Below are 26980 nucleotides of genomic sequence, written 5' to 3'. Positions count from 1 at the left end.
GGTGGGGGTCAGCGGAAGTCGCGGGAGCGGTGGCGCACGCCGACGCGCAGGTCTTCGAACGCGTCGGCGACGAGGTTCGTGACGCCCTCGGGTGAACGCTCGAGGATGCCGCGCGCGATGAGCGCCGGCGCATCCCGCAGCACCCGGCGATAGCGGTCCCAGACACCCTTCGAGCAGATGACGTTGACGAGGCCGTGCTCGTCCTCGAGGTTGATGAAGGTGATCCCGGATGCCGTCGCGGGCCGCTGCCGGTGCGTCACCAGTCCCGCGACCTCGACCCGCCGCCCGACCTCGTGCGTGCGCAGTTCGCGAGAGGTGAGCACCCCGCGCGCATCCAGCGGCGCCCGGTAATGCGTGAGGGGATGGTCGTCGGTGGAGATGCCCGTGGCCCAGAGGTCGGCGGCGAGCACGTCGTAGGTGGACTGGTCGCCGAACAGCGGGGGTTGCACGGCGACGAGAGAGTCGGGAAGGAACTCGGGCAGATCCTGGGCCGCATCGCCGGCCAGCCAGAGCCCCTGGCGCCGCGTGATGCCCAGGCTCTCGAACGCCCCCGCCGTCGCCAGCGCCTCCACCTGGGCGGCCGTGGCGCCCGTTCGCCGCACGAGGTCGCGGAGGTCACGGAAGGGGCCGTCGCTCTCGCGCGTCGACACGATGCGCTGCGCGAGGGGCTTTCCCACCCCCGTGACCGCGGCCAGCCCCAGTCGGACGGCGAAACGGCCGTCCCGGCGATGGGCGGCCGACGCGTCGGGCGCGGCGGCATCGAACGGCGGCACCGGCGGCTGGTGGCGGTCGGTGCAGGCGGGGATGCCGGTGGGGACGCGTTTCGACTCGTTCGCTGCGCTCTCTCGCTCAACGACCGGGTCGACGACCGGGGAAGCGGGTTCGTCGAGGGGTTCGAGACCGGCATCCACCCCGGAGGCGTGCAGATCGGGGCGACGCACGACGACACCGTGCCGGCGGGCGTCGGCGGTGAGGGTCGCCGGGGAGTAGAAGCCCATGGGCTGCGCACGCAGCAGCGCGGCGAGGAACGCGCCCGGGTAGTGCAGCTTGAGCCACGACGACGCGTAGACGAGCAGCGCGAACGACAGCGAGTGGCTCTCCGCGAAGCCGAAGTTCGCGAACGCCTGGATCTTCGCGTAGATGTCGTCGGCGACCTGTCCGACCAGCCCGTGCCGCGCCATCCCGTCGTACAGCTTCTGCCGCACCGACTCGATCCGCTCGATGCCGCGCTTGGAGCCCATGGCACGGCGCAGCACATCGGCATCCTCTCCGGTGAGGTCGCCGACGGCCATCCCCATCTGCATGAGCTGCTCCTGGAACACCGGCACGCCGAGGGTCCGCTCCAGCACCGGTCGGAGCTTCTCGTGGGCGTAGGTCGGCTCCTCCAGCCCCAGCTTGCGGCGCACGTACGGGTGCACCGCGCCGCCCTGGATCGGCCCCGGCCGGATCAGGGCGATCTCGATCACCAGGTCGTAGAACCGCCGCGGCTGCAGCCGCGGCAGCAGCCCCATCTGCGCGCGGGACTCCACCTGGAACACCCCGATCGAGTCGGCGCGGCACAGCATGTCGTAGACCGCGGCCTCCTCCTTGGGGAGGGTGTCGAGCGTCCACCGCTCCCCCGTCGCGTCGGCGATGAGATCGAAGCAGTGCTGCAGCGCGGCGAGCATGCCGAGCCCCAGCAGGTCGAACTTCACGAGCCCCATCCACGCGGCGTCGTCCTTGTCCCACTGGATGACGGTGCGGTTCTCCATCCGCGCGTGCTCGATCGGCACCACCTCGCCCACGGGACGCTCGGTGAGCACCATGCCCCCCGAGTGGATGCCGAGATGTCGCGGCGCCTTCAACAGCTCGGCGGCGTACTCGAGCACGCGATCGGGGATGTCGTGCGAGCCCGTGACGGCGCCGTCCCACCGCTCGACCTGCTTCGACCAGGCGTCCTGCTGACCGGGTGAGTGTCCGAGCGCCTTCGCCATGTCGCGCACCGCGTTCTTCGGGCGGTACTGGATGACGTTCGCGACCTGCGCCGCCCGCTCGCGCCCGTACTCGCCGAACACCCACTGGATGATCTCCTCGCGCCGGTCGGCGTCGAAGTCGACGTCGATGTCGGGCTCCTCCTCGCGCATCGCGGACAGGAACCGCTCGAACGGCAGGTCGTAGTAGATCGAGTCGATCGCCGTGATGTCCAGCAGGTAGCAGACGGCGCTGTTGGCGGCCGAGCCCCGTCCCTGACACAGGATGCCGCGGCGACGGGCCTCGGCGACGATGCCGTGGACGATGAGGAAGTAGCCCGGGAAGTCCTTCTGCGCGATGACGTCGAGCTCGCGTTCGATGCGCGCACGGTTCTTCTCGGTGAGGTCGGGATACTTGCGCGGCACGGCCTCCCACACGAGGGTGCGCAGCCACGACATCGGCGTGTGCCCGTCGGGGACGGCCATCTTCGGCAGGGCCGGCTTGGCGCGGCGCAGGGGGAAGGCGAGCTCGTCGGCGAGCGTGACCGTGCGGGCGACCGCGCCCGGGTAGCGGCGGAACCGCCGCGTCATCTCGGCGCCCGAACGCAGATGCGCGCTCGCGTGCGACGGCAGCCAGCCGTCGAGCTCGTCGAGGCCGCGATTGGCGCGCACCGCTGCGACGGCGGCCGCCAGGTGCACGCGGTCGGGCACCGCGTAATGCACGTTGTTGCTCGCCAGCACCGGGAGCGAGCGCGCGGCGGCGAGCGCGGCGAGCACGTCGTTGTCGCGGGTGTCGGTGGGGGCGCCGTGGTCGATCAGCTCGACGTTCACCGCGTCGGCGCCGAACAGCGCGACGAGCCGGTCGAGCGCGGCGGCCGCGGCATCGGCTCCCCCGGCGGCGAGCGCCTGACGCACCGCGCCCTTGCGGCATCCGGTGAGGATCGCCCAGTGCCCGTCGGCGCGCGCGGCGAGGTCGTCGAGGTCGTACCAGGGCCGCCCTTTCTCCCCGCCGGCGAGCTGTGCGTGGGTGAGAGCCGCCGCCAGCCGGTGGTAGCCCTCCTCGCCGCGGGCGAGCACGAGCAGGTGCGATCCGGCGGGGTCGGGCGCCCCGGCCCGCGCGGCACTCGGACCGGCGAGCAGGCCCGTCGCACGCCCCGCCCCTTCCCCCGCGCCGCCGCTTGCCCCGAGCGAGAGCTCCGCCCCGAACACGGTCTTCACCTGAAGCTGCTCGGCGGCCTCCGCGAAACGCACGATCCCGTAGAAGCCGTCGTGGTCGGTGATCGCGAGGGCGTGCAGGCCCAGCCGCTCCGCCTCCTCGGCGAGCTCGGCGGGCGAGGACGCCCCGTCGAGGAACGAGAACGACGAGTGCGCGTGCAGCTCGGCGTACGGCACGGCATCCGTGGGCCGCTCGATCGGCGGCCGCTCGTAGGCACCGCGCTTGCGGGAGAAGGCGGGGCCGTCGCCGCCGTCCGGTGCGGGGTCGCCGCCGATCACCGGCGCACCGAGCAGGCGCGCCATCTCCGACCAGCGGACCGACGGATTGTTGAACCCCATCAGTCGTACCTCCCCTCGATCTGCCAGACGCCTTCCTCGCACACCAGCAGCCAGGCGCCCTCCGCGACGTCGACCACCTGGAAGCGGTGCGCCCGCCGCGCCCGCTCGGGATCCCACGCGCGTTCGATCACCGGCCACGGTCCCGCCCAGGTGCGGATGCCGCGGCGCCGCCCGCCGAGCTCGATCGCCGCGGGGACGGCGGTCGGCTCCCCGCGGGCATCCACGGCGATCATGTCGCCGTCGGCATCCAGCACCGCGACCGGCATCCCCTCGGCGAACACCGTCGTCGGCAGCGGATCGGGAAGGCTCCCCGGCCAGGGACGCTCGCCCGTGCGCAGATCGGCGGCGACGTCGCCCCAGGGCACGAGCCGCTGTCGTTCCGCGAGCCACCGACCGCCGCCGACCGCGGGAGTGAGCACGCCCTGGTGTCCGAGCATCGCCTGCACGCGCGAGAGCGCGCGATGCACGCGCTCCTCGGGACCCGACCCGAACAGCCGCGCGGTGTGGTGGGCGGCGGCATCCACCGCCTCGGGCTCGATGCGCACCCGCACGACCGCGCTGCGAAGCGCCCGTCCCGTCCCGCCGCGCCCGGCGCCCCCGGCGCCGCTCGTGCCCCCGGCGCCCGTCGCCGCGCCCTGCTCGGCGAGCTGCCAGCGCACCCGGTCGACCACCGCGGCGGCGTCGAAAGCCCCGGGATGCAGCCACACGCGTTCGCTGCGCTCCCCGCGGTCGCCGGTGAGCACGACACGCAGCTCGGTGCAGACGAGCCCCTGCTCCCCGAGCCGGGAGACGAACTCCGCGGCCGGCATCCGCAGGGCGAACGCGACCTGGTCCGCGGTCTCGACCGGGGGCTCGAACGCGACCTCGCGGTGCAGCTCGGGCGGCGGCGTGCGCGCCGTCACCGGGCGCGGGTCGCGGCCGGCGGCCAGCGCGTGCAGCCGCTGACCGCGCGCGCCGAACCGCTCGACGAGCCGGTCGGCGCCGAGGGCCGCGACCTCGCCCAGCGTCTGCACCCCGAGCCGGCCGAACAGCGAGGCCAGCTCCTCGTCGAGCACCCCCACCGGCAGCGGCGAGAGGAAGGCCGCGGCCGAACCGGCCGGCACGATCCGCACCGGTTCCTCCCGGCGCGTGCCGCCGCGGGCCGCCTGCTGGGCGGTGAAGGTGCCGTCGGCGATGCCCACCCGCACGTCATCGACGCCGAGGCTCGCCACGGCGCCCGCGAGCACCGTCGCCGCCGCGGCCTCACCGCCGAAATAGCGCGCCGGCCCGCGCGCGTGCAGGGCGCACAGTCCGGGCTGCATCACCTGCACGTTCGGTGCGGCCTCCTCGATCGCCGCGATCACGGGCCCGAACGCCCGATGATCGCGCACGGCGTCGGCATCCACCACCGTCAGCTGCGGACAGCGGGCCTGCGCATCGCGGCGACGCATCCGTCGCCGGACGCCCTCGGCGCGCGCCGCCGCCGAGCAGGCGACGACCATCCCCTTCTCGAACACGGCGATGGGCCCGTCGGCGTCCAGCGGGTCGTCGCCGTCGCGGGTGAGCGCGACGATCGGCCAGTCGGGCACCCAGACGACCAGACTGCGCGGAGGCGCCGGGCCGCCCCGGACATCGGCATCCATCTCACACCGCCCGTCTCATCGGCACGGGCGCGGGCACGCGCGAGCGGCCGGCGCCTTCCCCCCCGCCGAGGCGGCCCTGCTCGTCGGGAAGCAGGAGCCGGTTCGATCGCGGCACGGGCGCGCGCCGGCTGGTCACCGTGACGGTGAGCTCTCGTCCCGACAGGATGCCGTGGCCCTCGCCGAGGCCCGACCACGACGGATCGGAGACGTCGATCATCGCCTCGGTCTGCGGCCAGGGGCCCTGCACGAGCAGCACGGCATCGCGTTCACGCATGCGCGCGGCGAGCCGGGCGACATCGGCATCCTTCGCCCGGGCCGGCGGCCGCACCGCCACGACCGACAGCACATCGGCGAGCGTCGAGGTCACCGCGAGCCAGCGCTCGCCCGGATCGGGCACCAGGACGAGCCGCGACAGGTCCACGCCGGCGGCGCGCGCCGCTTCCACACCGACGTGCGGCATGCCCACGACGGCGCACCACGAGCCGGTCTGCGAGGGTTCGGCCAGCAGAGCGAACAGCAGCGACATCGACCGCCCGAGCGCGTAGGCTCCCCCCGTGCGCAGGCCTCCGCCGGGCAGCAGCGACGCCAGCGCCGGCGGCACCGGGAGCACGGGCGTGTCGAGGCGACGCCCCTGCATGCGCTCCATCTGCGCGCGCAGGGTGCTCACGGTGCCCGCGACGTCCGCGGCAGCGACGTTCCCCACGATCGGCCTCACTTCGACAGATTAGAACATGTGTTCTAGTACTTCAATGCCTCTGCGTCGAAGATAAGAACGGGTTCGGACATTGCGCGCCACATCCCTCGACCGGCCGCGCCGGACGGCTCATCTGCGCGAAACATGCGACTGATAGGACGGACGCCATGACCCGTACGCTGACCATCACGGGCGCCTCCCTCATCGTGGAGCGCTTCGACGAGCCCGACCTCGACCGCACCGGCGACCTCGTGATCGGCGCGGACGGCCGCGTCGGCGTCCCGACCGCGGAGCCCGCCGCATCCGCGCACGACACCCTCGACGCCGAGGGCGGCCTCGTCACCCCCGGTCTCGTCAACGCGCACCACCACCTGCTCCAGTCGGGCTTCCGCACCCTGCCGGGCACCCGGGGAGTGCCCATGCGGGAGTGGCTGCCCGCGATGGCCGCCGCGTATGCCGCCGCGGGCATCGACGCCTCCCTCGTCCGCGCGACGGCCGGTGTGGGGCTGGCCGAGTCGCTCCTGTGCGGAGTGACCACCGTCGCCGACCACCAGCTCAACTGGCCCGACCCCGCGGCCTCCTCCGCTCCGGTCGACGACACCGTCGCGATCGCGCACGCCATCGCCGGGGCGGCCGCAGAGCTCGGCGCGCGCCTCGTGTTCGTCCGCGGATCGGCCCGCGACACCCCCGCCGCCGCGGCGGCGAGCGCGGAGGCGATCGTCCGCGACCTCCTCCCCTCCGCCGCCGACGTCCCGGGCGGCACGAGCGCCGACGGCATGCTGCAGCTCGCAGTGGGCCCGGCGGGCGTGCACTCCGACTCCGAGGAGACCTTCCGCGCGCTCGGCGACGTGGCGCGGCGCCACGGTCTGCGCCGGCGCACCCAGGCGAACGAGCAGGTCGACACCGAGATCGCGCTCGCCCGGTACGGCCGGCGGCCCCTCGACCTGCTCGAGGAGTGGGGCTGGCTCGAGCCGGACGTGACGATCGCGCACCTGTGCGACGTGACGGATGCCGAGATCTCACGTCTCGCGGCCGCCGGCGTCACCGCCACGCACGCACCGGGCTGCGACGTGCCGATGGGGTGGGGCATCGCCCCCGTGGCCCGCCTGCGGGCGCACGGCATCGCCGTGGGTCTGGGCACCTCGGGCGGCGGGTCGAACGACGCCGGGCACCTCCTCGCCGACGCCCGCCTCGCGATGCAGGTGTCGGGCCTCGTCGGGCCGACGCTCCCGGCGCGAGACGTCCTGACGATGGCCACGTCGGGCGGCGCCGCGGGTCTCGGTCGGGCGGAGCTCGGCATCCTGACCCCGGGGGCCGCGGGCGATGCGTGCGTCTGGGACGTCTCCGGCGTCGCGGACGCGGGCGTGGCCGATCCGGTCGCCGGACTGCTGTGGGCGCACCCGGGGCGCCGGCCGCGGCACGTCGTGGTCGGCGGGCGCGTGGTCGTCCGCGACTACCGGCTGGTCAGCGGCGACGAGACCACGCTCACCGCCGCGCTCCGCGCCCGCGTCGGCCGCTGACGCCTGCGCCGCCGCCACCCCGGAGCCCTGGCGCCGGCCGGCGTCGGCGCCCCGGCGCCCGGAGCCCCGGAGCCGTGACCACCGTCGGAGTTTCCGCGAGGATCGACCCACCACGGCCCCCTTCCGCCGCGGGCAGGGCACAACCTCCGACGTTCGTCACAGGATCGGCCCACCGCTTGGCCCGAGCTCCCCCGATGGCCCCACCGTCGGCGCGGCCGTCCGGCCCGCACAGAAACGCGGCGAGCGCGACGTGACGTACGCCGGAGAAACCTGTGGATGACACCACACCATCCCTCGGTTCGGGGCTCACGCCGGAAAAGTCCGACGATCGTCACCACCACCCAACCGCAACCCAAGCCCCAGCCCAACCGCAACCCAAGCCCCAACCCCAGCCCAAGCCGCCGCGGCACCCGCTCAGATGTCGAGCACGATCCGGGGACAGGCCGCACGCGAGACGCAGGCCATCATGACGGCGCCCTGCTCCCGCTCGAGCGGGGTCAGCACCGAGTCGCGGTGCTCCACCTCTCCCTCCAGCACCGGCACCTCGCAGGTGCCGCACGTGCCGCGGCGGCAGCTGGAGAGCACCATCGCGGTCGGGCTCTGCTCCTCGATCGCCTCCAGGACCGACTGGCCCGGCAGCACCGTGACGACGTCGCCGGTCATCGCGAGCTCGACCTCGAACGGCTCCGACCAGACCGGCTCGCCGTACGCGATCGCCTCGAACCGCTCGACGTGGAGCGCCTCGGCGCGCCCCGCCGCCCCGAAGCCCTCCTCGAGGGCCGCGATCAGTCGCGCCGGACCGCAGGCGTAGACGGGACCGCCGTCGGCGGCGGCAGCCACGAGTGCGGCGACGTCGAGGCGGGAGCCCTCGTCGGAGGGATGCAGCCGCACGCGGCCCGTGCCGTCGTCGAGCGCGCGCACGTCGTCGACGAAGGCCATGGTCGACAGCGACCGCCCGGCATAGTCGAGCGTCCACGAGGCCCCCGCGGCGGCCGCGGCGCGCACCATCGCGAGGATCGGGGTGATGCCGATGCCGCCGGCGACGAAGCGGTGCACGGCTTCGGGCACCATGTCGTACGAGAAGTGGTTGCGCGGTCCGCGCACCCGCAGCCGTTGGCCCACCTGCACGTCGTCGTGCACGCGCACCGACCCTCCGCGCCCGTCGTCCTCCCGGAGCACCGCGACCCGCCACGTCGACCGGTCCGCGGCGTCGCCGCAGAGCGAGTACTGGCGCTCGATGCGCTCCATCCCGGGCTGACGGCCGTCGGCGAGGATGAGGTCCACGTGCGACCCGGGCGCCCAGACGGGAAGGTCGCGGCCGTTGTGGGCCACGAGGTCGAGTGCCACGACGCCGTCGGCGAGCACGGTGCGGGCGGCGACCACGAGGTCGCGCTCGACGTCACTGAAGTAGCTCATGGATCCCACTCTTCCCATTCGCGCGGGGCCGTCCCGCCCGCGGGCGGCGACCGGCCGCACTCTTCGCGCGGATTTAACACGGCTGCAATCCCGACAGGCCTGCCAGGAAACACGTCGGGCGTTTACTGATTCTCACCCGATGTTGGTCATACCAACAACACCGCACTGCCCGCCATCACCGCCACCGCCCGCCGTCACCGCCACGTGAGGAGAAGCCCCTATGGATGCCGAACTCCTCGAGCCGGGCCAGCGCATCGGCGCCGTCACCGGACTCTCGCCGGCCGGAGAGGTCGGTGACACCCTCGCCTTCGCCGGCGGTCGCGTCGTCGACGCGGGGGCTGCGGATGCCGACGGCGAGACGATCGACGCCACCGGCTGGGTCGCCCTGCCACCGCTCGCCGACCTGCACGCCCACCTCGACAAGGGCTACACGTGGAGCGCGTTCGGCCAGCCCGAGGGCTCACTCGAGGACGCCATCGCGTGCTGGGTCGACCACGGCGAGAGCCACACGTACGAGGCGATCACGGCCGGCGCGCGCCGCCACCTGGTCGCCGCGCTGCACGCCGGCGTCACCGCCGTGCGCTCCCACACGAACTACCACCTCGGCGACGACCCGCTGCGCGGCGTCCGTGCGCTCGTGGAGCTGCGCGCCGAGTTCGCCGGGCTCGTCGACCTGCAGGTCGTCGCGAGCCCCGGGCCCTCCGACGGCCCGGACGATCTGGGACGCGCCGCCGTCGCCCTCGGGGTCGACCTGGTCGGCGGCTTCCCCCACCTCGCCGACGACCCCGCGGCGGACCTCGAGCGCGCCGCCGCGTTCGCCGAGGAGTTCGGCCTGGGCCTCGACCTGCACACCGACGAGACGCTCGATCCCGCCTCGACCGGCCTGGCCGAGCTCGCCGCCCGCACGCGCCACTGGCCCGCCGGGCTCATCCGCTCCGCCGGCCACTGCGTCAGCCTGTCCACGCAGGATGCCGCGACCCGCGCCCGCACCCTCGCGGCCGTCGCGGAGGCCGGTGTCTCCATCATCACCAACCCGCTGACCAACCTCTACCTCCAGGGGTGGCAGCATCCGGTCGGCACGCCGCGCGGCATCCCCCCGCTGCGCGAGATCCTGGAGGCCGGCATCACGCTGGCAGCCGGCGGCGACAACGTGCAGGACCCGTTCAACCCGCTCGGCAACGCCGACATGGTCGACGTCGCCTCCGAGCTCGTCGTCGCCGGTCACCTCACGCCCGCCGAGGCCTGGCACGTCAGCTCCAACGGAGGACGCGCCGCCTTCGGACTGCCGCCCGCCCGCGGACGGGTCGGCGACGTCGCCGACATCGTGCTCGTGCGCGCCGCGCACACCGCCGAGGCGCTCGCGGAGCGCGCACCGGATCGCATCGTCATCCGCGACGGCCGCGTCATCGCGGTGCGCCGCCGCGTCGTCGGCAGCGTGCTCGACCTCCGCCCGTTGCCGGCCCCGCCGTCCGCCCCGACCTCCGAGGGAGCCCTCCTATGACCACCGTCACCGCACCCGCCGATCCGCGTTCTCACGCCGGCGCCGCCGACACCGCCCGGCCGACCTCCACACCCACGCTCGCCTTCCGCGACGTCGCCAAGGTCTTCGACACGGGCACCCGGGCCCTGGAGGACGTGTCGATCGATGTGCGCCCGGGCGAGTTCGTGTCGGTGGTCGGCCCCTCCGGCTGCGGCAAGTCGACGCTTCTGCGCCTCGCGGCCGGGCTCGACGCCGCCACGGAGGGCGAGATCGACGTCCGCGCCGACACCACGAGCTTCGTCTTCCAGGAGGCGACCCTGCTGGAGTGGCGCAGCGCGCAGCGCAACGTCGAGCTCGTCGGGGAGCTCGCCGGCGTCGCCAAGGCCGAGCGTCGGCGTCGCGCCGCGGAGGTGCTCGACCTCGTCGGCCTGTCGGGCTTCGAGGACCAGCATCCGCGGGCGCTGTCGGGCGGCATGCGCATGCGGGTCTCGATCGCCCGCGCCCTCGTCGCCGAGCCCCAGCTGGCCCTGTTCGACGAGCCGTTCGGCGCCCTCGACGAGATCACGCGCCTGAAGATGCAGACCGAGCTGCAGCGGCTGTTCCAGCTCAAGGGGTTCGCGGCGATGTTCATCACCCACTCCATCTCCGAGGCCGTCTACCTGTCGAGCCGCGTGCTCGTGATGAGCGGACGGCCCGGCCGCATCGTCGACGACATCGAACTGCCCTGGTCCTACCCCCGCTCGCCCGAACTGCGTTACGAACCCGAGTTCGGGCGCATCGTCGGCCACCTCTCGCACGCACTGGAGGCACACTCGTGAGCCAGAACCTCGCCCTGAAGGCGCCGACGGCGCACGCCGACACGTCGGCCGGCCCGGTGAGCCCGTCGAAAGCGGCCGCGGATGCCGCGGCATCCGCCGAGACGACGACCGCCGTGATGGCGGCGCGCCGGCGGCCTCGCGGCGCGGCGGGCGTCGTGCGCGGCGCCTGGTCGCGCGCGTTCCCGATCGTCGCCGCACTGCTCGGGATCATCGCCATCTGGTACGCGGTGTCGTACCTGCTGCTGAGCGAGAGCCGCCGGTTCCTGCTGCCACCGCCGCACCAGGTGCTGGCCGAGACGGTCGGCAACGACAAGGTGATCGCACCCATGATCGCCGCGCTCGGTCAGACGATCTCCGTCGCGCTGGTCGGTCTCGCGATCGCGGTCGTGATCGGCATGGGCTGGGCCATCGTGATGTCCCAGTGGACCCTCGCCGAGAAGATCCTGTACCCGTACGCGGTGATCCTCCAGACGATCCCGATCCTCGCGCTCACCCCTCTCATCGGCATCTGGATGGGCTACGGCCTGCCGGCGCGCATCGTCGTCTGCGTCATCATCGCGGTGTTCCCGATGATCTCGAACACCCTCTTCGGCCTGCAGTCGGCGACGCCCGCGGCGCACGACCTGTTCACCCTGCAGAAGGCCAGCAAGTGGCAGCGGATGACGAAGCTCATGCTCCCCGCGGCGATCCCGTCGATCTTCACGGGGCTGCGCCAGTCGGCCGGTCTGGCCGTGATCGGCGCGATCGTCGGCGACTTCTTCTTCCAGCAGGGCAGCCAGGGCATCGGCGGACTGCTGCGCACCTACACGCTGCGCCTGAACATGGAGCCGCTGTTCCTCGCGATCATCTTCACGGCACTGTTCGGCGTGATCGTCTTCTCGATCTTCGCCGCGCTCGATCGGCTGGTCGTCGGACGCCTCTTCGGCGTCGCGACCCGCTGATCACGCCCCGCCGCCCGCACCGCTTCTCCTCACCCGCACCACGAATCGCACCACCCGTCTGTCCGCACCGCACCCGAAGCCCGTCCAGGAGGACACCGTGTCACAGCCCACCTTTCTCTCCCGTCGTCTGATGGCGCGCAGCGTCGCCGTCGGCACCCTCGCCGTCACGGTGTTCGCCGTCGCGGGATGTTCCAGCACCGAGGCGGCGGCTCCGGCCACGACCTCGGCCGCGACCGCGGCCGAGAAGGGCGGCCCCCTCGACCTCGCGAGCGTCTGCCCCGCGACCGTCGTCATGCAGCAGGACTGGCAGCCGGAGTCGGAGCACGGCGCCATGTACAACCTGGTGGGAGACGGGTACACGGTCGACACCGACAAGAAGACCGTGACCGGCCCGCTCGTGGTCAACGGCACCGACACGGGCGTGAAGATCGAGGTGCGCTCGGGCGGCCCTGCGGTCAACTTCCAGCCGGTGCCCGCGCTCATGTACCTCGACACCGACATCCTCATCGGCGCCGTCAACACGGATGCCGCGATCGTCGCCGACGCCGACCAGCCGACCGTCGCGGTCACGTCGCAGCTGACCTTCAGCCCGCAGATCCTCATGTGGGACCCCGCCAGTCACGACGGCGCCAAGACGATCAAGGAGGCCGCCGCCGCCGGCGACCCGATCGTCACGTCGGGCGACGTGATCCCCAACCTGCTGCTGTCGCAGGGCATCATCACCTCGTCGCAGATCGACACGAGCTACGAAGGCACCCCGCAGCGCTTCGTGTCCGACCCGAAGATCCTGCAGCAGGGCTTCGCGACGGCCGAGCCCTACATCTACAAGAACGAGATCTCGCAGTGGGGCAAGGACGTCGGCTACCAGCTGCTGTCCGAGCTGGGGTACAACATCTATCCCGAGCCCCTCGCGGTGCGCAAGGCCGATGTCACCGACAAGGCCGACTGCCTGAAGAAGCTCGTCCCGATCATGCAGCAGTCGCAGATCGACTTCCTGAACGCGCCGGAGCACGGCAACGCGGTCATCCTCGACCTCGTCGAGAAGTACGACACCGGCTGGACCTACTCGGAGGGCGTCGCGGAGTTCTCGGTGGCGCAGCAGAAGGAGCTGGGTCTGGTCGCCAACGACGAGGCGTCCGGCGTCTTCGGGCAGTTCGACCCCGACCGCATGGCCTCGATCGTGAAGGACTTCACGCCCTTCCTCGTCACGGCCGGCAGCATCACGCAGGCGGCCGCGTCGGCGATCGACCCGTCGGCGCTCTACACCAACGAGTTCATCGACACCTCGATCAAGATGGACTGACACCGTCCGCACGCGAACGCCCTGCCCCACGATCGTCGGGGCAGGGCGTTCGCGTCGGTCGGGGCGTCAGAGTGTCGCGGTGACGCGGTCGGCGAGCGCGTCGAAGCGCTGCGCGACGGCGAGCGCCTCCGCAAGGGCGGTGCGCAGCGGCGCGAGCGTCTCGACCTCCGCCCCGGCGTCGCGGGCGCTCGTCGTGTCGCAGCGGATGTTGACTCCCGTCGCACGGATGCCGCACGCGAGCATCCGCGCCGCGACGGCGACGTCGGGCGCCACGCGCGGCTCGCCGTGCTCTTCGAGCCAGGTGAGGGCCGACCCCAGGGATGCCGCGACGTCGACCAGTGCGGCGCTCGCCTCAGCGGCGGCCACCGTCGTGGCGATGATCGCCGCCGGGCGCTGCGCGTCACCGGCGGGACGGCGGAAGGCGGCGACCAGCGCCGCCGACATCCGCCCGTCGTGCTCCGCGGCGACCAGCGCGTCGCGGCGCGCCCGCGTCGCGTCCGCGAGCACCGCGTCCCGGTGCGGGGCGACGGCGTAGCCGGCGGTCATGGCGACGAGCGCGGCCCCTGTCGCGATCACGACGCCCGCAGCGGCTCCGCCGCCGGGTTCGGGGATGGGGGCGGCGAGCGCCGCCAGCCAGTCGTCGAGGCGTGCGGATGCGAGATCGGGGGCGGACATGCGCCCACTCTAGGGGCGGGCGGCCGCACCGATCGGGGGGCGACATCGACGCATACGCGACCGTAACACCCGCGAAACGGCGCGCTTCTACAGTGACATTGTTGGCGAGACCAACATCGATTCCTGGATCGCCGAACGCGAGCGACCCGCGAGAGGAGGCACCGTGACCGTCCAGCTGCGCCTGCGCGATGCGTCGCGACGATGCCCCAAACGCATGGTCTACGGCCCGTGCGGCGGCGTCGGCGCCGACGGCGGTTGCGAGGTCCCCGGCATCCGCTGCTCGTTCGCCGCCGACCCCGACCTCCTGCATACGCTCGACGTCTCCGCCGCCGACGTCGCAGCCCCCGAGAGCGCCGAGCCCAGCGGCGACGCGCTGCCCCTCTCCCCGCGCCGGACGGCGGCGGCCGCCTTCGCGACGCGCGTCTCGGAGGGGCTGCTCGTCACCGCCGATCTTCCCGTGCGCTCGGCGGATGCCGGCGTGCTCGCCGAGGCGGGCGCGCGCCTGGCCGGATTGACGGCGGTGATCGCGGGCGAGCCGCCCGGCCTCCGCGCGTCGCTCAGCCCGACCCACAAGGCGCTGGTGCTCGGCGGCGCCGGCGCCACCGTGATCGCGGGCATCACCTGTCGCGACCGCAACCGTGTCGCGATCGAGGGCGAGCTCGCGGCCCTCGCCGATCTCGGCGTCGCGGGCGTGCTGGCCGTGACCGGCGACCACCCGGCATCGACCGCGCTCCCGCACGCCCAGCCGGTGTTCGACCTCGACTCGACGCGCGTGGCGGCCCTCGCCCGCCGCGCGGGCTTGTTCGTGGCGGTGGCCGAGCAGCCCGCCGCACCGCCGATCGACTACCGGCCCGTCCGGCTCGCGCTGAAGGCGCGCGCGGGGGCGGAGCTGGCGATCCTGAACCTCTGCGGGGACCTGTCCGATCTCGTCCGCTTCGCCGGAGCGCTGGCCGCGACCGGCGCAGCCATCCCCCTCGTCGCCTCGGTGCCCGTGATCACGTCGCGATCGGCGGCCCTGCGACTCGCGGCGCTGCCCGGGGTCCGCCTGCCGTCGGGGCTCGTGACGGCGGTCACCGCGGCCGCGGCCGTCGACGACGCGGGCGTGCACGCCGCCGTCGCGGCGGCACGGGAGGCCCTCACGGTGCCGGGAGTGGTGGGCGTGCACCTGTCGGCCGTCGTCGACGAGGCCGACCCGACCGGCCTGGCCGCGGTCGACGCGATCGTGCGCACCGCGACGCTCCTGCGCGCGGGCCGCGCCCCTTCCTCCGACGCGACGGCGACGGGAGCCGCGGCATGAGCCTCGCCGCGGGCACGGCGCCGCGCGTCGCGGGGTGTCCGAAGTCGATGGCCTACGGCCCCTGCGGGGGCGTGAACCCGGACGGCACCTGCGAGGTCGATCCGACGCCCTGCGTCTTCCTCCGGCGCGACCTTCCCGTGCGCTGGGACGGGAACGGCGACGCTCCCGTCGACCGCGACCCGGTCGACGCGGTGACGACGGCCGCGGGGCGCGAGGTAGCCGAGATCGCTCAGCGTCGACCGCTGGTGTTCACGGGATTCCCGGTGCGCGCGCTGCGCTCCGACGCCGTCCGCCCCACCGCCGACGCCCTGTCCGGCAGCGTGGATGCCGTGCTCTCCGGCGATGCCGGACGCTCGCGCGTGCAGTTCCCGCCGTCGTACCGGGCTGCGCTCATCGCGGCGACCGGCCTGCGGCTGTGGATGGGCTTCAACGCGCGCGACCGCAATCGCACGGCGCTCGAGCGCGAGCTGCTGTCGCTGCGCGCACTGGGGGTGGCCGGGGTGCACTGCGTCACCGGTGACCACACGCAGACGGGCGACCGGGCCGACGCGCGACCCGTCTTCGATCTCGAATCCACGACGATGCTGCCCCGCGCGCGAGCCCTCGGCCTGCTCACCTCGTTCGCGGAGTCCCCCGCGGCACCGCCCGTCGCCGAGCGCGGCGCCCGGGTGGCGCAGAAGCAAGGCGCGGGCGGTCGGCTGTGCCTCACGCAGTACGCCGGGGATGCCGAGGAGGTCGCCGACTTCGTCGCGCAGTGCCGCGCGGCGGGCGCCACCGCTCCGGTGCTCCCGGGCGTTCCTCTGGTGATCGACCGCGACGGGGCGGGACTGCTCGCCTCCTTCCACGCCGCGAAGCTGCCGCGGGGCTTCATCGACCGTCTCTTCGCGGCGCGGGACGTGCGCGCCGAGGGGATCCGCCTGGCCATCGAATACGGCCGCGCACTCCTCGACACCGGTCTCGTCGGCGGCGTCGTCATCGCCGGCGGTGCCCGTCTGGGCGAGGAGGTCTCCTACGCCGCCGACCTCGCCACGGTGGCCCGAGAGCTAGGGGGCGGCACGTGAGCGGGTCAGTGCGCTCCGGCGCTGCCTTCTTTGACGGTCAGCACGCGCGTCGACTCGCCCGGCTCGGTACGCCACCGGTGGCGTATGCCGCCGTGGTAATACACGGCGTCGCCGACCTCGAGGGCGAACTCCTGATCCTCCAGCACGACGACGAGGCGACCCTCGAGCACGTAGACGAACTCTTCCTCGTCGTGGACCCACCACAGGTCCTCCGAGAACGTCCCCGACATGACCATCGGCACGAAGCGCGGGTGGTCGCGCGCGAGCACGCGCAGGGGGCTGCCCCCGGCATCCAGCGGCGTCGCCTCGCTCGCGCGGAAGACGTGGAACTCCCCCTGGGTGCGCACCGCCGCGTCGGCGTCGTCCGTGAGCAGGGCCTGCTGGGTCGTGCCGAGCGCCTGGGCGACCCGGAACAGCGAGGTCATGCTCATCCGCTCGAGCCCGCGCTCGACCTGGCTGAGGAACGAGTGCGACAGCTCGGCCTGCGCCGCCACCTGGGTGAGCGTCATCCCGCGGCGCTGACGGAGCGCGCGGATCCGCGCACCGAGCGCGCGGGCCGCCGAGGCCGGGCCGTCGTCGGCCAGGGGCGCGTCGGCGGCACGGCGGCGCGACGAGGCGGCATCGGACATGAGTGAAGACTATGACACACGAAAGGAAACCGAGATGACCGGCGCGACACCCACCGACATGCTCGAACCCGCGGCTCTCACTGCCGCGGCCTCCCCCGACTACGCGGCCCTCGAGGCGGACCTGGCGGCCGTCCTCGGCGTCCGGGGCGTCTCCAGCGACCCCCGGCAGCGGGAGAAGGCCTCGGTCGACGGCGCCCGGATGTCGCCGATCATCGCCGAACAGCTGCCCCTCGGCGTCGCCGACCTCGTCGCGTTCCCCGCCGACGCGCAGCAGATCGCCGACGTCGTGCGCATCGCCGTCGCGCACGGCGCCCCCGTGACGCCTCGAGGCAAGGGCACCGGGAACTATGGTCAGGCGATCCCGATGCCCGGCGGCCTGGTGCTGGACACCTCGCGCGCCCGCGGCATCGTCGAGGTGGGCGACGGGTGGATCACGGCCGAGGCCGGTACGCCCATGGCCGCGCTCGAGCAGGCGGCCCGCCAGCACGGCCAGCAGCTGTGGATGTACCCCTCGACCGTGCACTCGACGGTGGGCGGGTTCATCTCGGGCGGCTCGGGCGGCACCGGCTCGATCGCGCACGGCAGCAACCACGAGGGCTTCGTGCTCGCCCTGGACGTCGTGACCCCGGCATCCGGCGGTGAACTGGTGCACGTGGAGGGTGACGATGCCCTCGGGTTCGTGCACAACTACGGCACGGCCGGCATCATCGCGCGGGCGACGGTGCGTCTGGAGCCGATGAACGACTGGCGGGGCCTGTACGCGTCGTTCGACGACTTCACCGGCTCGATGTCGGTGCTGCAGCGACTCGCCGCCCTCCGTCCCTTCCCCCGGCTCGTCTCCGCGGACGACCCGCACGTGTCCGCCCAGCTGCCGCCCGACCCCGCGTTCCCCGAGGGGCGCAGCTCGCTGCGGACGATCATCGACGCGTCCCTCGTCGACGAGGCGACCGCCCTCATCACCGCGGCGGGCGGGCGCATCGAAGAGGTGCGGGAGGGCCCCCAGGTGTCGGCGGCCATCTCGGTGCTGAGCTACAACCATCCGATCGAGTGGCTGCAGAAGTCCGAGCCCGGCGTGTACTTCCACGTCGAGGTCGGCGGAGACGCCCTCATCGACCGTCACGACGAGGTCATGGCGGTCTACCCGGGCGCGCACCTGCACATCGAGGCGACCGCGACGCGTCCCATCGGCATGCTCGCGGGGGTCTACGAGAGCCCGGAGCAGGTCGCCGACGGCATCGCGGCCCTGACCGCGCTCGGAGTCGGCGTGCACAGCCCCCACCAGTGGAACGTCGACTTCCGCCTCTCCGAGACGGTGCAGCTCGCCCGGACGACCGACCCGCGGGGGCTGCTCAACCCCGGCAAGCTCGATCCCGCCTACGGCGGACCCGTGAAGGGGGCGATCCGATGACCGGCGAGTTCCCCTTCACCCCGACGTCTCGCCACTGGGCGGACCTGTCCGGCCCCGCGCTCACGGCGCTGCTGACCGAGCGCTCGATCGCCGTGGTGCCCATCGGCGCGATCGAGCATCACGGTCCGCACCTGCCGCTGCGCACCGACGCGCTGGTCGCCGAGACCATCGCGACGGCGGCCGTCGCGCGCGTCGCGTCCGCGGGGATCGACGCCTGGGTGCTGCCGACGATCAGCTACGCCAAGTCCGACGAGCACCACTGGGCGCCGGGCACCATCTGGCTCGAGGGCACGACCGTGCTCGACCAGCTCGTCGACATCGGCCGCTCGATCGCGATGACGCCGGCCAAGACGGTCGTGTTCGTCAACGGCCACGGCGGCAACGTCATGCTGCTCGGCTGGGCCAACCGCGAGCTGCGTCGACGCTTCGGTCTGCGCACCTTCTCGATGCCCGCGACGGCCGGAGGGGCCGGCGACGGCATCGACGGCCGCCCCGACGAGAAGGGACAGGGCATCCACGGCGGCTTCTCCGAGACGTCGCTGGTCATGCACCTGGCCCCCCACCTCGTCGCCCCCGACATGCCCGCCCGGAACGTCCCGGAGCACATCGCCGGCCTCACCCACATCGGCTTCAACCGCAAGCCGGTCATGTTCGGGTGGACGAGCGACGACTTCGGCCCCGAGGGCGTGATCGGCGACGCGACGGGCGCCAACGCGGCGCACGGCAAGGAGCTGTACGACCGGGGCGTGGACTTCGTCTGCGAGGCCCTCGCCGAGATCGACGGGTTCGTGTTCGGATGACCGCGTCGTACGCCCCCGGCATCCCTCCCGCTCCCGTCGTGATCGCCCACGACAGCGACCCGGTGCAGTCGGATGTCGCGTGGAGCGATCCCCTCGCCCTCGCCGCCGACTGGCTGCCCGCGCCGGACGAGGACCGCCTGCTGATGACGGTGTCGACCATCGGGCTGGACGGCATCCCCGACGCGCGCACGACCATGCTCAGCGACTTCGACGGCGAACGGTTCTTCTTCCACACCGATGCCGACAGCCGCAAGGCCGCCGAGCTGGCGGCCTCCCCCGGCGTCGCCCTCACCCTCCTGTGGCCGGGCTTCACCCGCCAGCTGGTCGTGCAGGGCACCGCGACGCGGTCGCCGCGTGAGGAGTCGGACGAGGCCTACCGGCGTCGATCGCCCTACCTCCAGCAGCTCGCCTGGCAGAACACCGCCGCGTATGCGCCTCTGCCGCTCGCCGAGCGGCGCGCACAGTGGAGCGCGTTCCTCGCCGCCCACGGCGGCGCCGAGCACCCCGCCTTCACGCCGCCCGAGACCTGGGCGGGTTACGCCGTGACGCCCCATCGCCTGGTGTTCTGGGTGTCGAACCCGGCCGCGGCGAGCCGCCGCCTCGCCTACACGCGCGTGGGCGACGGGTGGCGGTCGGAGGCCCTGCCCGGCTGACCGGGGTCAGGCGGCCAGCGACAGATACGGCTCCCAGGCCGGCTCGGAGCGCTCGGTGCCGCGCACCGTCCACTGCGGGCCGCGGGGCGGCTGGGGCAGCCAGCGCAGCTCCCAGCCCATCTCCTGCGGGGTGCGGTCGCCCTTCATGTTGTTGCAGCGCAGGCACGCGGCCACGAGGTTCTCCCACGAGTCGGCGCCCCCGCGCGAGCGCGGCAGGACGTGATCGATCGTGGTCGCGCTCTTGCCGCAGTACGCGCAGCGGTGGGCGTCCCGACGCAGCACGCCGCGTCGGGTCACCGGCACGCGACGGGCCCCCGGCACGCGCACGTACCGTGTGAGCACGATCACCGCCGGACGGTCGCACGAGCCACGGATCCCCCACACGGGATTTCCGTCGATGCGCTCGATGACGGTCGCCTTCTCGTTCATCACGAGCACGAGGGCTCTCTTGAACGAGACGACGGCCAGGGGTTCGTATCCGGCGTTCAGCACCAGTGTGCGCATGCGCGTTCCTCTCGAACGGCCGTCGATGGCTTCGACGGCTCTCCGTTGTCGACGCGGCACGGACGGGGCGGCGCAGGCACGAAAAAAGGCGCTGTCATGAAGACAGCGCCTTGAACCCGCGACGAATGTCGCGGCAGTCGTGCACACGATGCCGAAGGACATAGCGGCCGAGCGCATTCACGGTTCGAATGCGAGGTCCTGTGTCCATGCGGCTCCCCCTCGGCTGTGCGAGCGTCGGGATCAGGCTAATGCACGCAGCGACGACGCGGGCGAATGGCAGATGAACGGATGCCGCGTGTCGGGCCCGGTCACCGGGCCGCGACACGCGGCATCCGTTCATGCGCGATCAGCGGACGTTCGCGACGAGGAAGTCCTCGGCGTTGGTCCACGACCCGTTCACGTAGATCTCCAGGTGCAGGTGCGTGCCGTAGGCACGACCGGTGTCGCCGACCTGGCCGATGATCTGGCCGGCCCGCACGGTGTCGCCGACGACGACACGGCGGGTGCCGTAGGACATGTGCGCGTACAGCGACGTGACGGTGTTGCCGCCGATGTTGTGGGCGATCTTCACGTAGACGCCCCAGCCGGGGCCATCTTCGGTCGATTCGACCACGACGCCGTCCGCGATCGCGTAGATCGGTGTGTAGCGGTCGACCATGTAGTCGGTGCCCTTGTGCCCCGCGTAGGGCTCGCCGAAGTTGTTGAAGAACGGCAGCGGGCGCACGACGGAGCCGGCGGGCGCGATGGTCTCGGCGAGCGATCCGGAGTAGACGGCGGACGCCGTGGATGCCGCCGCGATCCGCGCAGCGGCCGCGGCCTTCGCGGCATCCTCGTCCTTCTTGGTCTGGATCTCCTCCGGCGTGGTGGCCGAGTAGCTGTCGCGCGCGAGGGCCGTGGGCGTGGCCTCGGAGGCGATGACGAGCGACTGCGCGTTCTCGGCGGCCACCTGTTGCAGCGTGACGGCTTCCGCCGAGCCGGAGCTCGTGGCGGCGAACGCGGGCACGATGGCGACGGTGGCGATGAGGCCGCCGACGGCGGCGACCGTCACGAAGCTGCGCACGGGGTGACCCGTGCGGCGTGCACGTCGTGCCGGTGCGGGGGTCGCGGCGGCGTCTGCGCGGACGGCGGGAGAGGTGGATGCGGAGCGGGCGAGCGTGAAACGGCGCGCGCGGCTCCGGAGAGTGGGTGTCGTCGCTTCGGACTCGGGTTTCTCCTGCGACGGGTCGAACTGATCAGCCAATTGTCCTCCGGCGCCTCTGCAGTCCTCCCCGGAGGCAGGATGCTGGTTCGTCGGCACTCGGTGTCAGGGCACAGATGTACGGGCTTCACCGCGCGAACGACGAACCGATGAGGCAATCCGTGCGGAGGTCCGTGGCGGGCTTCTCGCCACGTGGACTTTTCGAGGCTAGCGGAAGGTAACGAATAAGTCACGCAGAGTTCTTCGTACGCAGGCCCTTCCCTGGCGATGCTCAGGCTTGCGGGACCGCGTCGACGAGGAAGATGTGCGAGGCGACCTCGACCGGCAGCTCGAGTCCGTCGGGCTTGCCGGCCATCTGGACGAGCACGTAGCCCTCGCTGAAACGGAACTCTCCGACCCCGCCCGGCACCACGCCCGCGTCGCGCAGCTGGTCGAGCAGCTCGGGGTCGACCTGCACCGGCTCCGCGAGTCGGCGCACGGTCCCGCTGACGGGCCCGCCGGTCTCGTTGAGCAGCCGCACCAGGCCGACGACCCCGTCGTGGAAGGTGCGCGCCGGCACGTCGCCCAGCTGGTCCAGCCCGGGGATCGGGTTGCCGTAGGGCGATTCGGTGGGGTGACCGAGCAGCTCGATGAGCCGGCGCTCGACCAGCTCGCTCATCACGTGCTCCCAGCGGCAGGCCTCTTCGTGGACGTAGGCCCAGTCCAGGCCGATCACATCGCTCAGCAGGCGCTCGGCGAGGCGGTGCTTGCGCATCACGTCCACCGCCTTCTGCCGGCCGGTGATGGTCAGCTCGAGCGAGCGGTCGTCGGAGACGACCACGAGGCCGTCGCGCTCCATGCGTCCCACCGTCTGCGACACCGTGGGCCCGGAGTGCCCGAGGCGCTCGGAGATGCGCGCACGCAGGGGGACGATGCCCTCCTCCTCGAGCTCGAGGATCGTACGCAGGTACATCTCGGTGGTGTCGATCAGATCGGTCATGTGGCAGGCCTCGGTGCGCGTTCGTGGGTGTACTGCCAGCCTATCCGTTTCTCACGGCGTCCCGGCGGGGCCGCCCCCGCGCTCACCCTAGAATCGGGAGCATGGCCCACGTCACGCTGCCCCGCGAGATCCTGCCCGCCGACGGTCGCTTCGGTTGCGGACCGTCCAAGATCCGCCCGGAGCAGCTGGCTGCCCTGGCCGGTCCCGGCTCGGTGCTCATGGGCACCTCGCACCGCCAGGCTCCGATCAAGAGCCTGGTCGGCCAGGTGCGGATGGGACTCAGCGACCTGCTGCGTCTGCCCGACGGCTACGAGATCATCGTCGGCAACGGCGGCTCCACCGCCTTCTGGGACGCCGCCGCGTTCGGCCTGATCGAACGCCGCGCGCAGAACCTCGTCTTCGGCGAGTTCGGCGGGAAGTTCGCCGCGGCCGCGGCGGCGCCGTGGCTCGAGGCGCCCGACGTCCGCAAGGCGGATGCCGGCACCCGCACGGTCGCCGAGGCCGTCGAGGGCGTGGACGTATACGCGTGGCCCCACAACGAGACCTCCACCGGCGTCGCGGCGCCGATCGCTCGCGTCGCGGGCGATGACGGCGCGCTCACGGTGATCGACGCCACGAGCGCCGCGGGCGGCATCAACTTCGCGGTCTCGCAGACCGACGTCTACTACTTCGCGCCGCAGAAGAACCTCGGCTCCGACGGCGGGCTCTGGTTCGCCGCCGTCTCCCCCGCGGCGATCGAGCGGATCGAGCGCGTGGCGGCATCCGGTCGCTACATCCCCGAGTTCCTGAGCCTGAAGAACGCCCTGGACAACTCGCGACTGAACCAGACGCTCAACACGCCCGCCGTGGCGACGCTGATCCTGCTCGACAAGCAGCTCGAGTGGATCAACGGCAACGGCGGACTGGGCTGGGCCGCCGCGCGCACCGCCGAGTCGTCGAACGCGCTGTACGCGTGGGCCGAGGCCTCGCCCGTGGCGACGCCGTTCGTCGCCGACCCCGCCGACCGCTCGCCGGTCGTCGTCACGATCGACTTCGACGAGACCGTGGATGCCGCGGCCATCGCCGCGAGCCTGCGCGCCAACGGCATCGTCGACACCGAGCCGTACCGCAAGCTCGGCCGCAACCAACTGCGGATCGCCACCTTCGTCTCGATCGAGCCCGACGACGTGCGTCAGCTGATCAAGGCGATCGACTACACGATCGCGCACACGCACGGCTGAGTCCCGCCGGGGCGGCGCGTCACCCGTAGGGTGAGCGTCCGCGACGGGGGCGGGCCGGAGCGGCCTCAGTCCTCGTCGTCGTCCTCGTCGTCGTCGCTGTCATCGAGCACGTCGATGTCGACGCCGTCGACGTCTCCCGCGTGGAGGATCGGCGACCCGTCGTCGTCGAAGTCCGCGGCATCCAGATCGTCGACGTCGTCGAGCTCGTCGTCCAGCTCGTCGAGGTCGTCGTCGGACACGCCGTCCTCGTTCTCCGCGTCGTCCTCGGCGTCGGCACCGCGCTCGGCGGCCAGCGCCGCCTGTGCGGCCTGGTACTCGGCCAGTCGCACCGCCCACGGCACCCATTCGGGAGCCAGCAGCGCGCCCGCGCCCGGCAGCAGCTCAGCCTCCAGCACGGTGGGCTCGGCGTCCTCGACCACGGCGAGGCTCACCGTCCAGTACCAGCCCGGGTAGCCCTCCATCGTGTTGCCGAACCGCAACGACACGACGCCGCCGTCCTCGACGGTGTAGCCCGCGGGGGCGCCCACCGTGGCGGCGGGGGTGATCTCCGACAGCGCGGCGAGCGCCAGGTCGTGAGCCGCGAGCAGACGCTCGTCGGCGACGACGGGAGCCGAGCCCTCCGGCTCGGCCGCGCCGGAGTCGACGGACTCAGGCGTCGAGTTCATCGGCCACCTTGCGCAGGATCGCCGCGACCTTCTTGCCCTGACCCGCATTGGGGTAGTGGCCGTGGCGGAGATCGCCGCCGACCTTGTCGAGCAGCTTGACGAGGTCTTCGACCACGACGGCCATGTCGTCCGGCTTCATCCGGTTGCGCTTGGCGAGGCTCACGGGCGCGTCGAGCACCCGGACCGCGAGGGCCTGCAGCCCGCGCTTGCCGTCGGCCACACCGAAGTCCAGGCGCGTGCCGGCCTTGAGTCCCTCGGTGCCCGCGGGGAGGGCCGTGGCGTGCAGGAAGACGTCCTGGCCGTCATCGGTGGTGATGAAGCCGAACCCCTTCTCGTCGTCGTAGAACCTGACCTTGCCGGTGGGCATCGCACTGACCTCGCTCATCGGCGCCCGAACATGCGGACGCGGTGACATGGGGGCGTTCTGCCCCTGTCTCCAGCCTACGGCACCACCACGACTGCGGCGGGGACGCAGTAGGGTGATCCCGATGCCCTCTTCGTCCTCTCGCACTCCCGGCGCCGCCGACGATCTCCCGGTCCGGCGGATCGACCGCGTCCTCGCGTTCATGTCCCTGGGTCTGCTGCTGCTGTCGGTCGTCTGCTTCGTCGCGATCATGATCGGCTCGGCGACCGGCATGAAGCACGATGACTTCGGCCAGGGACTGTGGCCGCTCGTCGGCACCCTCGTCTACATCGCGCCCATCGTCGCCTTCGCGCTGCTGATGGCGGTGCTCATCATGACCTTCATCCGGAAGGCCCGGGTCGGCAAGGGCCGCTGACGTGACCGCCTCCGACGCGCGCGCACTCGCACAGCACCTGGTGCAGCGCGGCGACGACGCGCTGGCGAGCTTGCTCGCCGCCCGGCACATCGCCCCCACCGTCGGATGGAACGACGCCTTCGACGCGGCCGAGGCGCTCCTGGACCCCGCCTCCCTCGACCGCGCGCTCGTCGCGCTGACCGGCGACGAGGTGGACGCGCTCTCCGGCGACGGGCCGGTCCCGCCCGGCCCCGTGCGCGACACGCTCCACGAGCGCGCCCTGATCGACGCGGACGGGACCCCGTACACGGCGGTGCGCACCGCTTTGGAGACGATCCGCCGGCGCGGCGTCGCCACGGCATCCGGCGCCGTCGCCCCGCCCGCCGCCGAGGGGTCGGACGATGCCGGCGCCGCGGAGCGGGCCTTCGCCTCGCTCGGCTCGCTCGCCGACATCCTCCACGCCGCGCTCGCCCATCCCTTCGGGCGGATCGGCGCCGGCACGCTCGGCGCCCCCGACCGGCGCCGCCTCATCGAGGCCGGCATCGTCGACGACGCCGTCGCGGCCGACGAACTGGTCGTGATCGCCGAACGCACGGGGCTGCTGTCCGGGCAGGACAAGACGTGGCTGGTGACCCCGCGCGGAGCGCAGTGGCTGCACAGCGACACCCTCTCGCGCTGGGCGGAGGTCGCGGCGGCGCTGCTGGACGCGCTCCCGCGTGGTGTGCGCCGGCGCGGCGGCGGCTGGCTGCCGCCCTACGCCTGGGCGGCGGCGTACCCGTTCGACTCGGCGTGGTCGGAGCGCGCCGCCGCGCTGCGCGCGCTGCTCGGGCGATGGGCGCTCCTCGACGATGCCGGCCGCCCGACGAACTGGGCGCGCGACGTGTTCGCCGCGGCGGGCGACGACACCCCGGTGACCGGTGCGCTCGACCTCGACGCCCTGGCGGGGCTGCTCCCGGGCGAGGTCGATCGGGTCTACCTGCAGAACGACCTGACGGCCATCGCTCCCGGACCGCTCGCTCCCCACCTGGACATGCGGCTGCGCTCCGTCGCCCGCCGCGAATCGCACGCCCAGGCATCCACCTACCGGTTCACGCCGGAGACGATCGCCGACGCGCTCACCTCGGGCGAGAGCGCCGAGTCCCTGCGCGAGTTCCTCACGGAGCTCTCCCTCACCGGGCTCCCCCAGCCGCTGGCCTACGAGATCGAGCGGACGGCCCGCACCCACGGCACGATCCGCGTCGGCCCCGACAGCGAGGGCCGCACCCGTGTCACGAGCGACGACGACGCCCTGCTGCGCACGCTCGCCGTCGACCAGGCCCTGCGTCCCCTGGGCCTCGTGCCGGAGGGCGCCGACCTCGTGACCCGCAGCGGAGCCGACACGGCCTTCTGGATGATCGCCGACGCCCGCTACCCGGTGGTGGCCGTGGATGCCGGCGGACGGCGACGCCGCCTCGACCGCCATCGCCTCGCATCGGCGCCTCCCGCCGCCGCCCCGCGGGAGGAGACCTACGCCGTCCTGCTCTCCCGCCTGCGCGCCGCACCGTCGGAGGACGCCGACGCCGCGTGGCTCGGCCGTGAGCTCGACCAGGCCGTCCGCGCCCGCGCGACCATCGTGGTCGCGGTGCGCATGCCCGACGGCAGCGACCGCGAGTTCATCATCGAGGCCACCGGTCTCGGCGGCGGGCGCCTGCGCGGACTGGATCGTACGGTCGACGTGGAACGCACCCTCCCCGTCTCGAGCATCAGCGGCATCCGCCCCGCCTGAGCGGTCTGAGCGACCCCGCGGCATCCGCCGCCGGGACGACCGACCGGCACCCGCGCCGACGCCGGTAGACT

At 73.0% G+C, this 26980-nt stretch carries 24 protein-coding genes; 13 read left to right on the top strand and 11 right to left on the bottom strand.

Features of this window, described 5'->3' with window-relative positions; translation table 11 throughout:
* Positions 1-8 precede the first annotated feature (8 nt).
* Genes AC1Q49_RS04810 through imuA' form a run of 3 tightly spaced genes read right to left on the bottom strand, consistent with a single transcriptional unit; the run spans position 9 to position 5828 of the window.
* Positions 9-3503 (bottom strand): error-prone DNA polymerase, encoded by a 3495-nt coding sequence (locus tag AC1Q49_RS04810; protein ID WP_492491102.1) that lies wholly within the window; start codon positions 3501-3503, stop codon positions 9-11.
* On the bottom strand, positions 3503-5125 hold the full coding sequence (locus AC1Q49_RS04805) for a DNA polymerase Y family protein (RefSeq protein WP_492491101.1): 1623 nt from the start codon (positions 5123-5125) through the stop codon (positions 3503-3505). Before AC1Q49_RS04805 ends, AC1Q49_RS04810 begins: the two co-directional genes overlap by 1 nt.
* Before the next feature lies 1 nt (position 5126).
* Positions 5127-5828 carry a DnaE2-dependent mutagenesis accessory factor ImuA' gene (gene imuA', locus AC1Q49_RS04800; protein ID WP_061782283.1) on the bottom strand — a complete coding sequence of 234 codons (702 nt, stop codon included), beginning with the start codon at positions 5826-5828 and terminating at the stop codon, positions 5127-5129.
* A 158-nt stretch (positions 5829-5986) separates the two neighbouring features.
* Between imuA' and AC1Q49_RS04795 the strand changes: the two genes are divergently transcribed.
* Positions 5987-7339 (top strand): amidohydrolase family protein, encoded by a 1353-nt coding sequence (locus AC1Q49_RS04795; RefSeq protein WP_492491100.1) that lies wholly within the window; start codon positions 5987-5989, stop codon positions 7337-7339.
* A 414-nt stretch (positions 7340-7753) separates the two neighbouring features.
* On the opposite strand, the gene AC1Q49_RS04790 is transcribed toward AC1Q49_RS04795, so the two are convergent.
* Positions 7754-8755: a PDR/VanB family oxidoreductase gene (locus tag AC1Q49_RS04790; RefSeq protein WP_492491099.1), complete on the bottom strand. Its 1002-nt coding sequence runs from the start codon at positions 8753-8755 to the stop codon at positions 7754-7756.
* A gap of 220 nt (positions 8756-8975) precedes the next feature.
* Between AC1Q49_RS04790 and AC1Q49_RS04785 the strand changes: the two genes are divergently transcribed.
* From AC1Q49_RS04785 to AC1Q49_RS04770, 4 genes are all read left to right on the top strand, one after another.
* A complete protein-coding gene (locus tag AC1Q49_RS04785; RefSeq protein WP_492491098.1) occupies positions 8976-10256 on the top strand; it encodes an amidohydrolase family protein in 1281 nt (426 codons plus the stop codon).
* On the top strand, positions 10253-11053 hold the full coding sequence (locus tag AC1Q49_RS04780; protein WP_198553686.1) for an ABC transporter ATP-binding protein: 801 nt from the start codon (positions 10253-10255) through the stop codon (positions 11051-11053). Before AC1Q49_RS04785 ends, AC1Q49_RS04780 begins: the two co-directional genes overlap by 4 nt.
* Positions 11050-11994 (top strand): ABC transporter permease, encoded by a 945-nt coding sequence (locus tag AC1Q49_RS04775; protein WP_061782279.1) that lies wholly within the window; start codon positions 11050-11052, stop codon positions 11992-11994. The genes AC1Q49_RS04780 and AC1Q49_RS04775 overlap by 4 nt, the downstream gene beginning before the upstream one ends.
* A 97-nt stretch (positions 11995-12091) precedes the next feature.
* Positions 12092-13297 (top strand): hypothetical protein, encoded by a 1206-nt coding sequence (locus tag AC1Q49_RS04770; protein ID WP_060959174.1) that lies wholly within the window; start codon positions 12092-12094, stop codon positions 13295-13297.
* Positions 13298-13363: 66 nt separating this feature from the next.
* Here the strand turns inward: AC1Q49_RS04770 and AC1Q49_RS04765 are convergent, their stop codons facing one another.
* On the bottom strand, positions 13364-13972 hold the full coding sequence (locus AC1Q49_RS04765) for a cyclodeaminase/cyclohydrolase family protein (RefSeq protein ID WP_492491097.1): 609 nt from the start codon (positions 13970-13972) through the stop codon (positions 13364-13366).
* Between the two features lie 163 nt (positions 13973-14135).
* On the opposite strand from AC1Q49_RS04765, the gene AC1Q49_RS04760 reads away from it, so the two are divergent.
* Complete coding sequence (locus AC1Q49_RS04760) at positions 14136-15269, top strand: methylenetetrahydrofolate reductase C-terminal domain-containing protein (protein WP_082808073.1); 1134 nt, start codon at positions 14136-14138, stop codon at positions 15267-15269.
* A complete protein-coding gene (locus AC1Q49_RS04755; protein ID WP_101305875.1) occupies positions 15266-16330 on the top strand; it encodes a methylenetetrahydrofolate reductase C-terminal domain-containing protein in 1065 nt (354 codons plus the stop codon). Before AC1Q49_RS04760 ends, AC1Q49_RS04755 begins: the two co-directional genes overlap by 4 nt.
* Positions 16331-16335: 5 nt before the next feature.
* Here AC1Q49_RS04755 and AC1Q49_RS04750 read toward each other — a convergent pair whose 3' ends face one another.
* On the bottom strand, positions 16336-16959 hold the full coding sequence (locus AC1Q49_RS04750; protein ID WP_082808072.1) for a helix-turn-helix domain-containing protein: 624 nt from the start codon (positions 16957-16959) through the stop codon (positions 16336-16338).
* A gap of 34 nt (positions 16960-16993) precedes the next feature.
* Between AC1Q49_RS04750 and AC1Q49_RS04745 the strand changes: the two genes are divergently transcribed.
* The 3 genes from AC1Q49_RS04745 to AC1Q49_RS04735 are packed head-to-tail and all read left to right on the top strand — an operon-like array spanning position 16994 to position 19820.
* Complete coding sequence (locus AC1Q49_RS04745; RefSeq protein ID WP_232784007.1) at positions 16994-18367, top strand: FAD-binding oxidoreductase; 1374 nt, start codon at positions 16994-16996, stop codon at positions 18365-18367.
* Complete coding sequence (locus AC1Q49_RS04740; RefSeq protein WP_060959170.1) at positions 18364-19167, top strand: creatininase family protein; 804 nt, start codon at positions 18364-18366, stop codon at positions 19165-19167. The genes AC1Q49_RS04745 and AC1Q49_RS04740 overlap by 4 nt, the downstream gene beginning before the upstream one ends.
* Entirely contained in the window at positions 19164-19820 is a 657-nt protein-coding gene (locus tag AC1Q49_RS04735; RefSeq protein ID WP_492491096.1) for a pyridoxine/pyridoxamine 5'-phosphate oxidase, read from the top strand. The genes AC1Q49_RS04740 and AC1Q49_RS04735 overlap by 4 nt, the downstream gene beginning before the upstream one ends.
* Before the next feature lie 6 nt (positions 19821-19826).
* Here AC1Q49_RS04735 and AC1Q49_RS04730 read toward each other — a convergent pair whose 3' ends face one another.
* From AC1Q49_RS04730 to AC1Q49_RS04720, 3 genes are all read right to left on the bottom strand, one after another.
* Positions 19827-20324 carry an HNH endonuclease gene (locus tag AC1Q49_RS04730; protein WP_101305872.1) on the bottom strand — a complete coding sequence of 166 codons (498 nt, stop codon included), beginning with the start codon at positions 20322-20324 and terminating at the stop codon, positions 19827-19829.
* 346 nt (positions 20325-20670) lie between these two features.
* Positions 20671-21384 carry a M23 family metallopeptidase gene (locus AC1Q49_RS04725; RefSeq protein ID WP_223848874.1) on the bottom strand — a complete coding sequence of 238 codons (714 nt, stop codon included), beginning with the start codon at positions 21382-21384 and terminating at the stop codon, positions 20671-20673.
* A gap of 409 nt (positions 21385-21793) precedes the next feature.
* A complete protein-coding gene (locus tag AC1Q49_RS04720) occupies positions 21794-22501 on the bottom strand; it encodes an iron-dependent transcriptional repressor DtxR (RefSeq protein ID WP_060959166.1) in 708 nt (235 codons plus the stop codon).
* Positions 22502-22602: 101 nt separating this feature from the next.
* Between AC1Q49_RS04720 and serC the strand changes: the two genes are divergently transcribed.
* Positions 22603-23721, top strand: coding sequence for a phosphoserine transaminase (gene serC, locus AC1Q49_RS04715; RefSeq protein ID WP_492491095.1), 1119 nt, complete (start codon positions 22603-22605; stop codon positions 23719-23721).
* Positions 23722-23786: 65 nt separating this feature from the next.
* Here serC and AC1Q49_RS04710 read toward each other — a convergent pair whose 3' ends face one another.
* A complete protein-coding gene (locus AC1Q49_RS04710; protein ID WP_492491094.1) occupies positions 23787-24386 on the bottom strand; it encodes a DUF3027 domain-containing protein in 600 nt (199 codons plus the stop codon).
* Entirely contained in the window at positions 24370-24753 is a 384-nt protein-coding gene (locus AC1Q49_RS04705; RefSeq protein ID WP_060959180.1) for a cold-shock protein, read from the bottom strand. The genes AC1Q49_RS04710 and AC1Q49_RS04705 overlap by 17 nt, the downstream gene beginning before the upstream one ends.
* Before the next feature lie 121 nt (positions 24754-24874).
* Here AC1Q49_RS04705 and AC1Q49_RS04700 point away from each other — a divergent pair, with 121 nt between their 5' ends.
* On the top strand, positions 24875-25165 hold the full coding sequence (locus AC1Q49_RS04700; RefSeq protein WP_060959179.1) for a hypothetical protein: 291 nt from the start codon (positions 24875-24877) through the stop codon (positions 25163-25165).
* A 1-nt stretch (position 25166) separates the two neighbouring features.
* Positions 25167-26909, top strand: coding sequence for a helicase-associated domain-containing protein (locus AC1Q49_RS04695; protein ID WP_492491093.1), 1743 nt, complete (start codon positions 25167-25169; stop codon positions 26907-26909).
* Positions 26910-26980: the final 71 nt, after the last annotated feature.

This window comes from Microbacterium sp. MPR-TSA4 (assembly GCF_058792815.1).
The sequence above is the reverse complement of the archived record's forward strand: the minus strand, read 5'-3'. Positions and strand labels throughout refer to the sequence as shown.

Bases quoted from the DNA above. Each gene is read 5' to 3' on its own strand.
- AC1Q49_RS04750 (WP_082808072.1), bottom strand. From the start codon at position 16,959: ATGTCCGATGCCGCCTCGTCGCGCCGCCGTGCCGCCGACGCGCCCCTG.
- AC1Q49_RS04705 (WP_060959180.1), bottom strand. From the start codon at position 24,753: ATGCCCACCGGCAAGGTCAGGTTCTACGACGACGAGAAGGGGTTCGGC.
- AC1Q49_RS04780 (WP_198553686.1), top strand. From the start codon at position 10,253: ATGACCACCGTCACCGCACCCGCCGATCCGCGTTCTCACGCCGGCGCC.
- AC1Q49_RS04790 (WP_492491099.1), bottom strand. From the start codon at position 8,755: ATGAGCTACTTCAGTGACGTCGAGCGCGACCTCGTGGTCGCCGCCCGC.
- AC1Q49_RS04735 (WP_492491096.1), top strand. From the start codon at position 19,164: ATGACCGCGTCGTACGCCCCCGGCATCCCTCCCGCTCCCGTCGTGATC.
- AC1Q49_RS04810 (WP_492491102.1), bottom strand. From the start codon at position 3,503: ATGGGGTTCAACAATCCGTCGGTCCGCTGGTCGGAGATGGCGCGCCTG.
- AC1Q49_RS04740 (WP_060959170.1), top strand. From the start codon at position 18,364: ATGACCGGCGAGTTCCCCTTCACCCCGACGTCTCGCCACTGGGCGGAC.
- AC1Q49_RS04795 (WP_492491100.1), top strand. From the start codon at position 5,987: ATGACCCGTACGCTGACCATCACGGGCGCCTCCCTCATCGTGGAGCGC.
- AC1Q49_RS04755 (WP_101305875.1), top strand. From the start codon at position 15,266: ATGAGCCTCGCCGCGGGCACGGCGCCGCGCGTCGCGGGGTGTCCGAAG.
- AC1Q49_RS04745 (WP_232784007.1), top strand. From the start codon at position 16,994: ATGACCGGCGCGACACCCACCGACATGCTCGAACCCGCGGCTCTCACT.
- AC1Q49_RS04700 (WP_060959179.1), top strand. From the start codon at position 24,875: ATGCCCTCTTCGTCCTCTCGCACTCCCGGCGCCGCCGACGATCTCCCG.
- serC (WP_492491095.1), top strand. From the start codon at position 22,603: ATGGCCCACGTCACGCTGCCCCGCGAGATCCTGCCCGCCGACGGTCGC.
- AC1Q49_RS04805 (WP_492491101.1), bottom strand. From the start codon at position 5,125: ATGGATGCCGATGTCCGGGGCGGCCCGGCGCCTCCGCGCAGTCTGGTC.
- AC1Q49_RS04765 (WP_492491097.1), bottom strand. From the start codon at position 13,972: ATGTCCGCCCCCGATCTCGCATCCGCACGCCTCGACGACTGGCTGGCG.
- AC1Q49_RS04785 (WP_492491098.1), top strand. From the start codon at position 8,976: ATGGATGCCGAACTCCTCGAGCCGGGCCAGCGCATCGGCGCCGTCACC.
- AC1Q49_RS04730 (WP_101305872.1), bottom strand. From the start codon at position 20,324: ATGCGCACACTGGTGCTGAACGCCGGATACGAACCCCTGGCCGTCGTC.
- AC1Q49_RS04720 (WP_060959166.1), bottom strand. From the start codon at position 22,501: ATGACCGATCTGATCGACACCACCGAGATGTACCTGCGTACGATCCTC.
- AC1Q49_RS04710 (WP_492491094.1), bottom strand. From the start codon at position 24,386: ATGAACTCGACGCCTGAGTCCGTCGACTCCGGCGCGGCCGAGCCGGAG.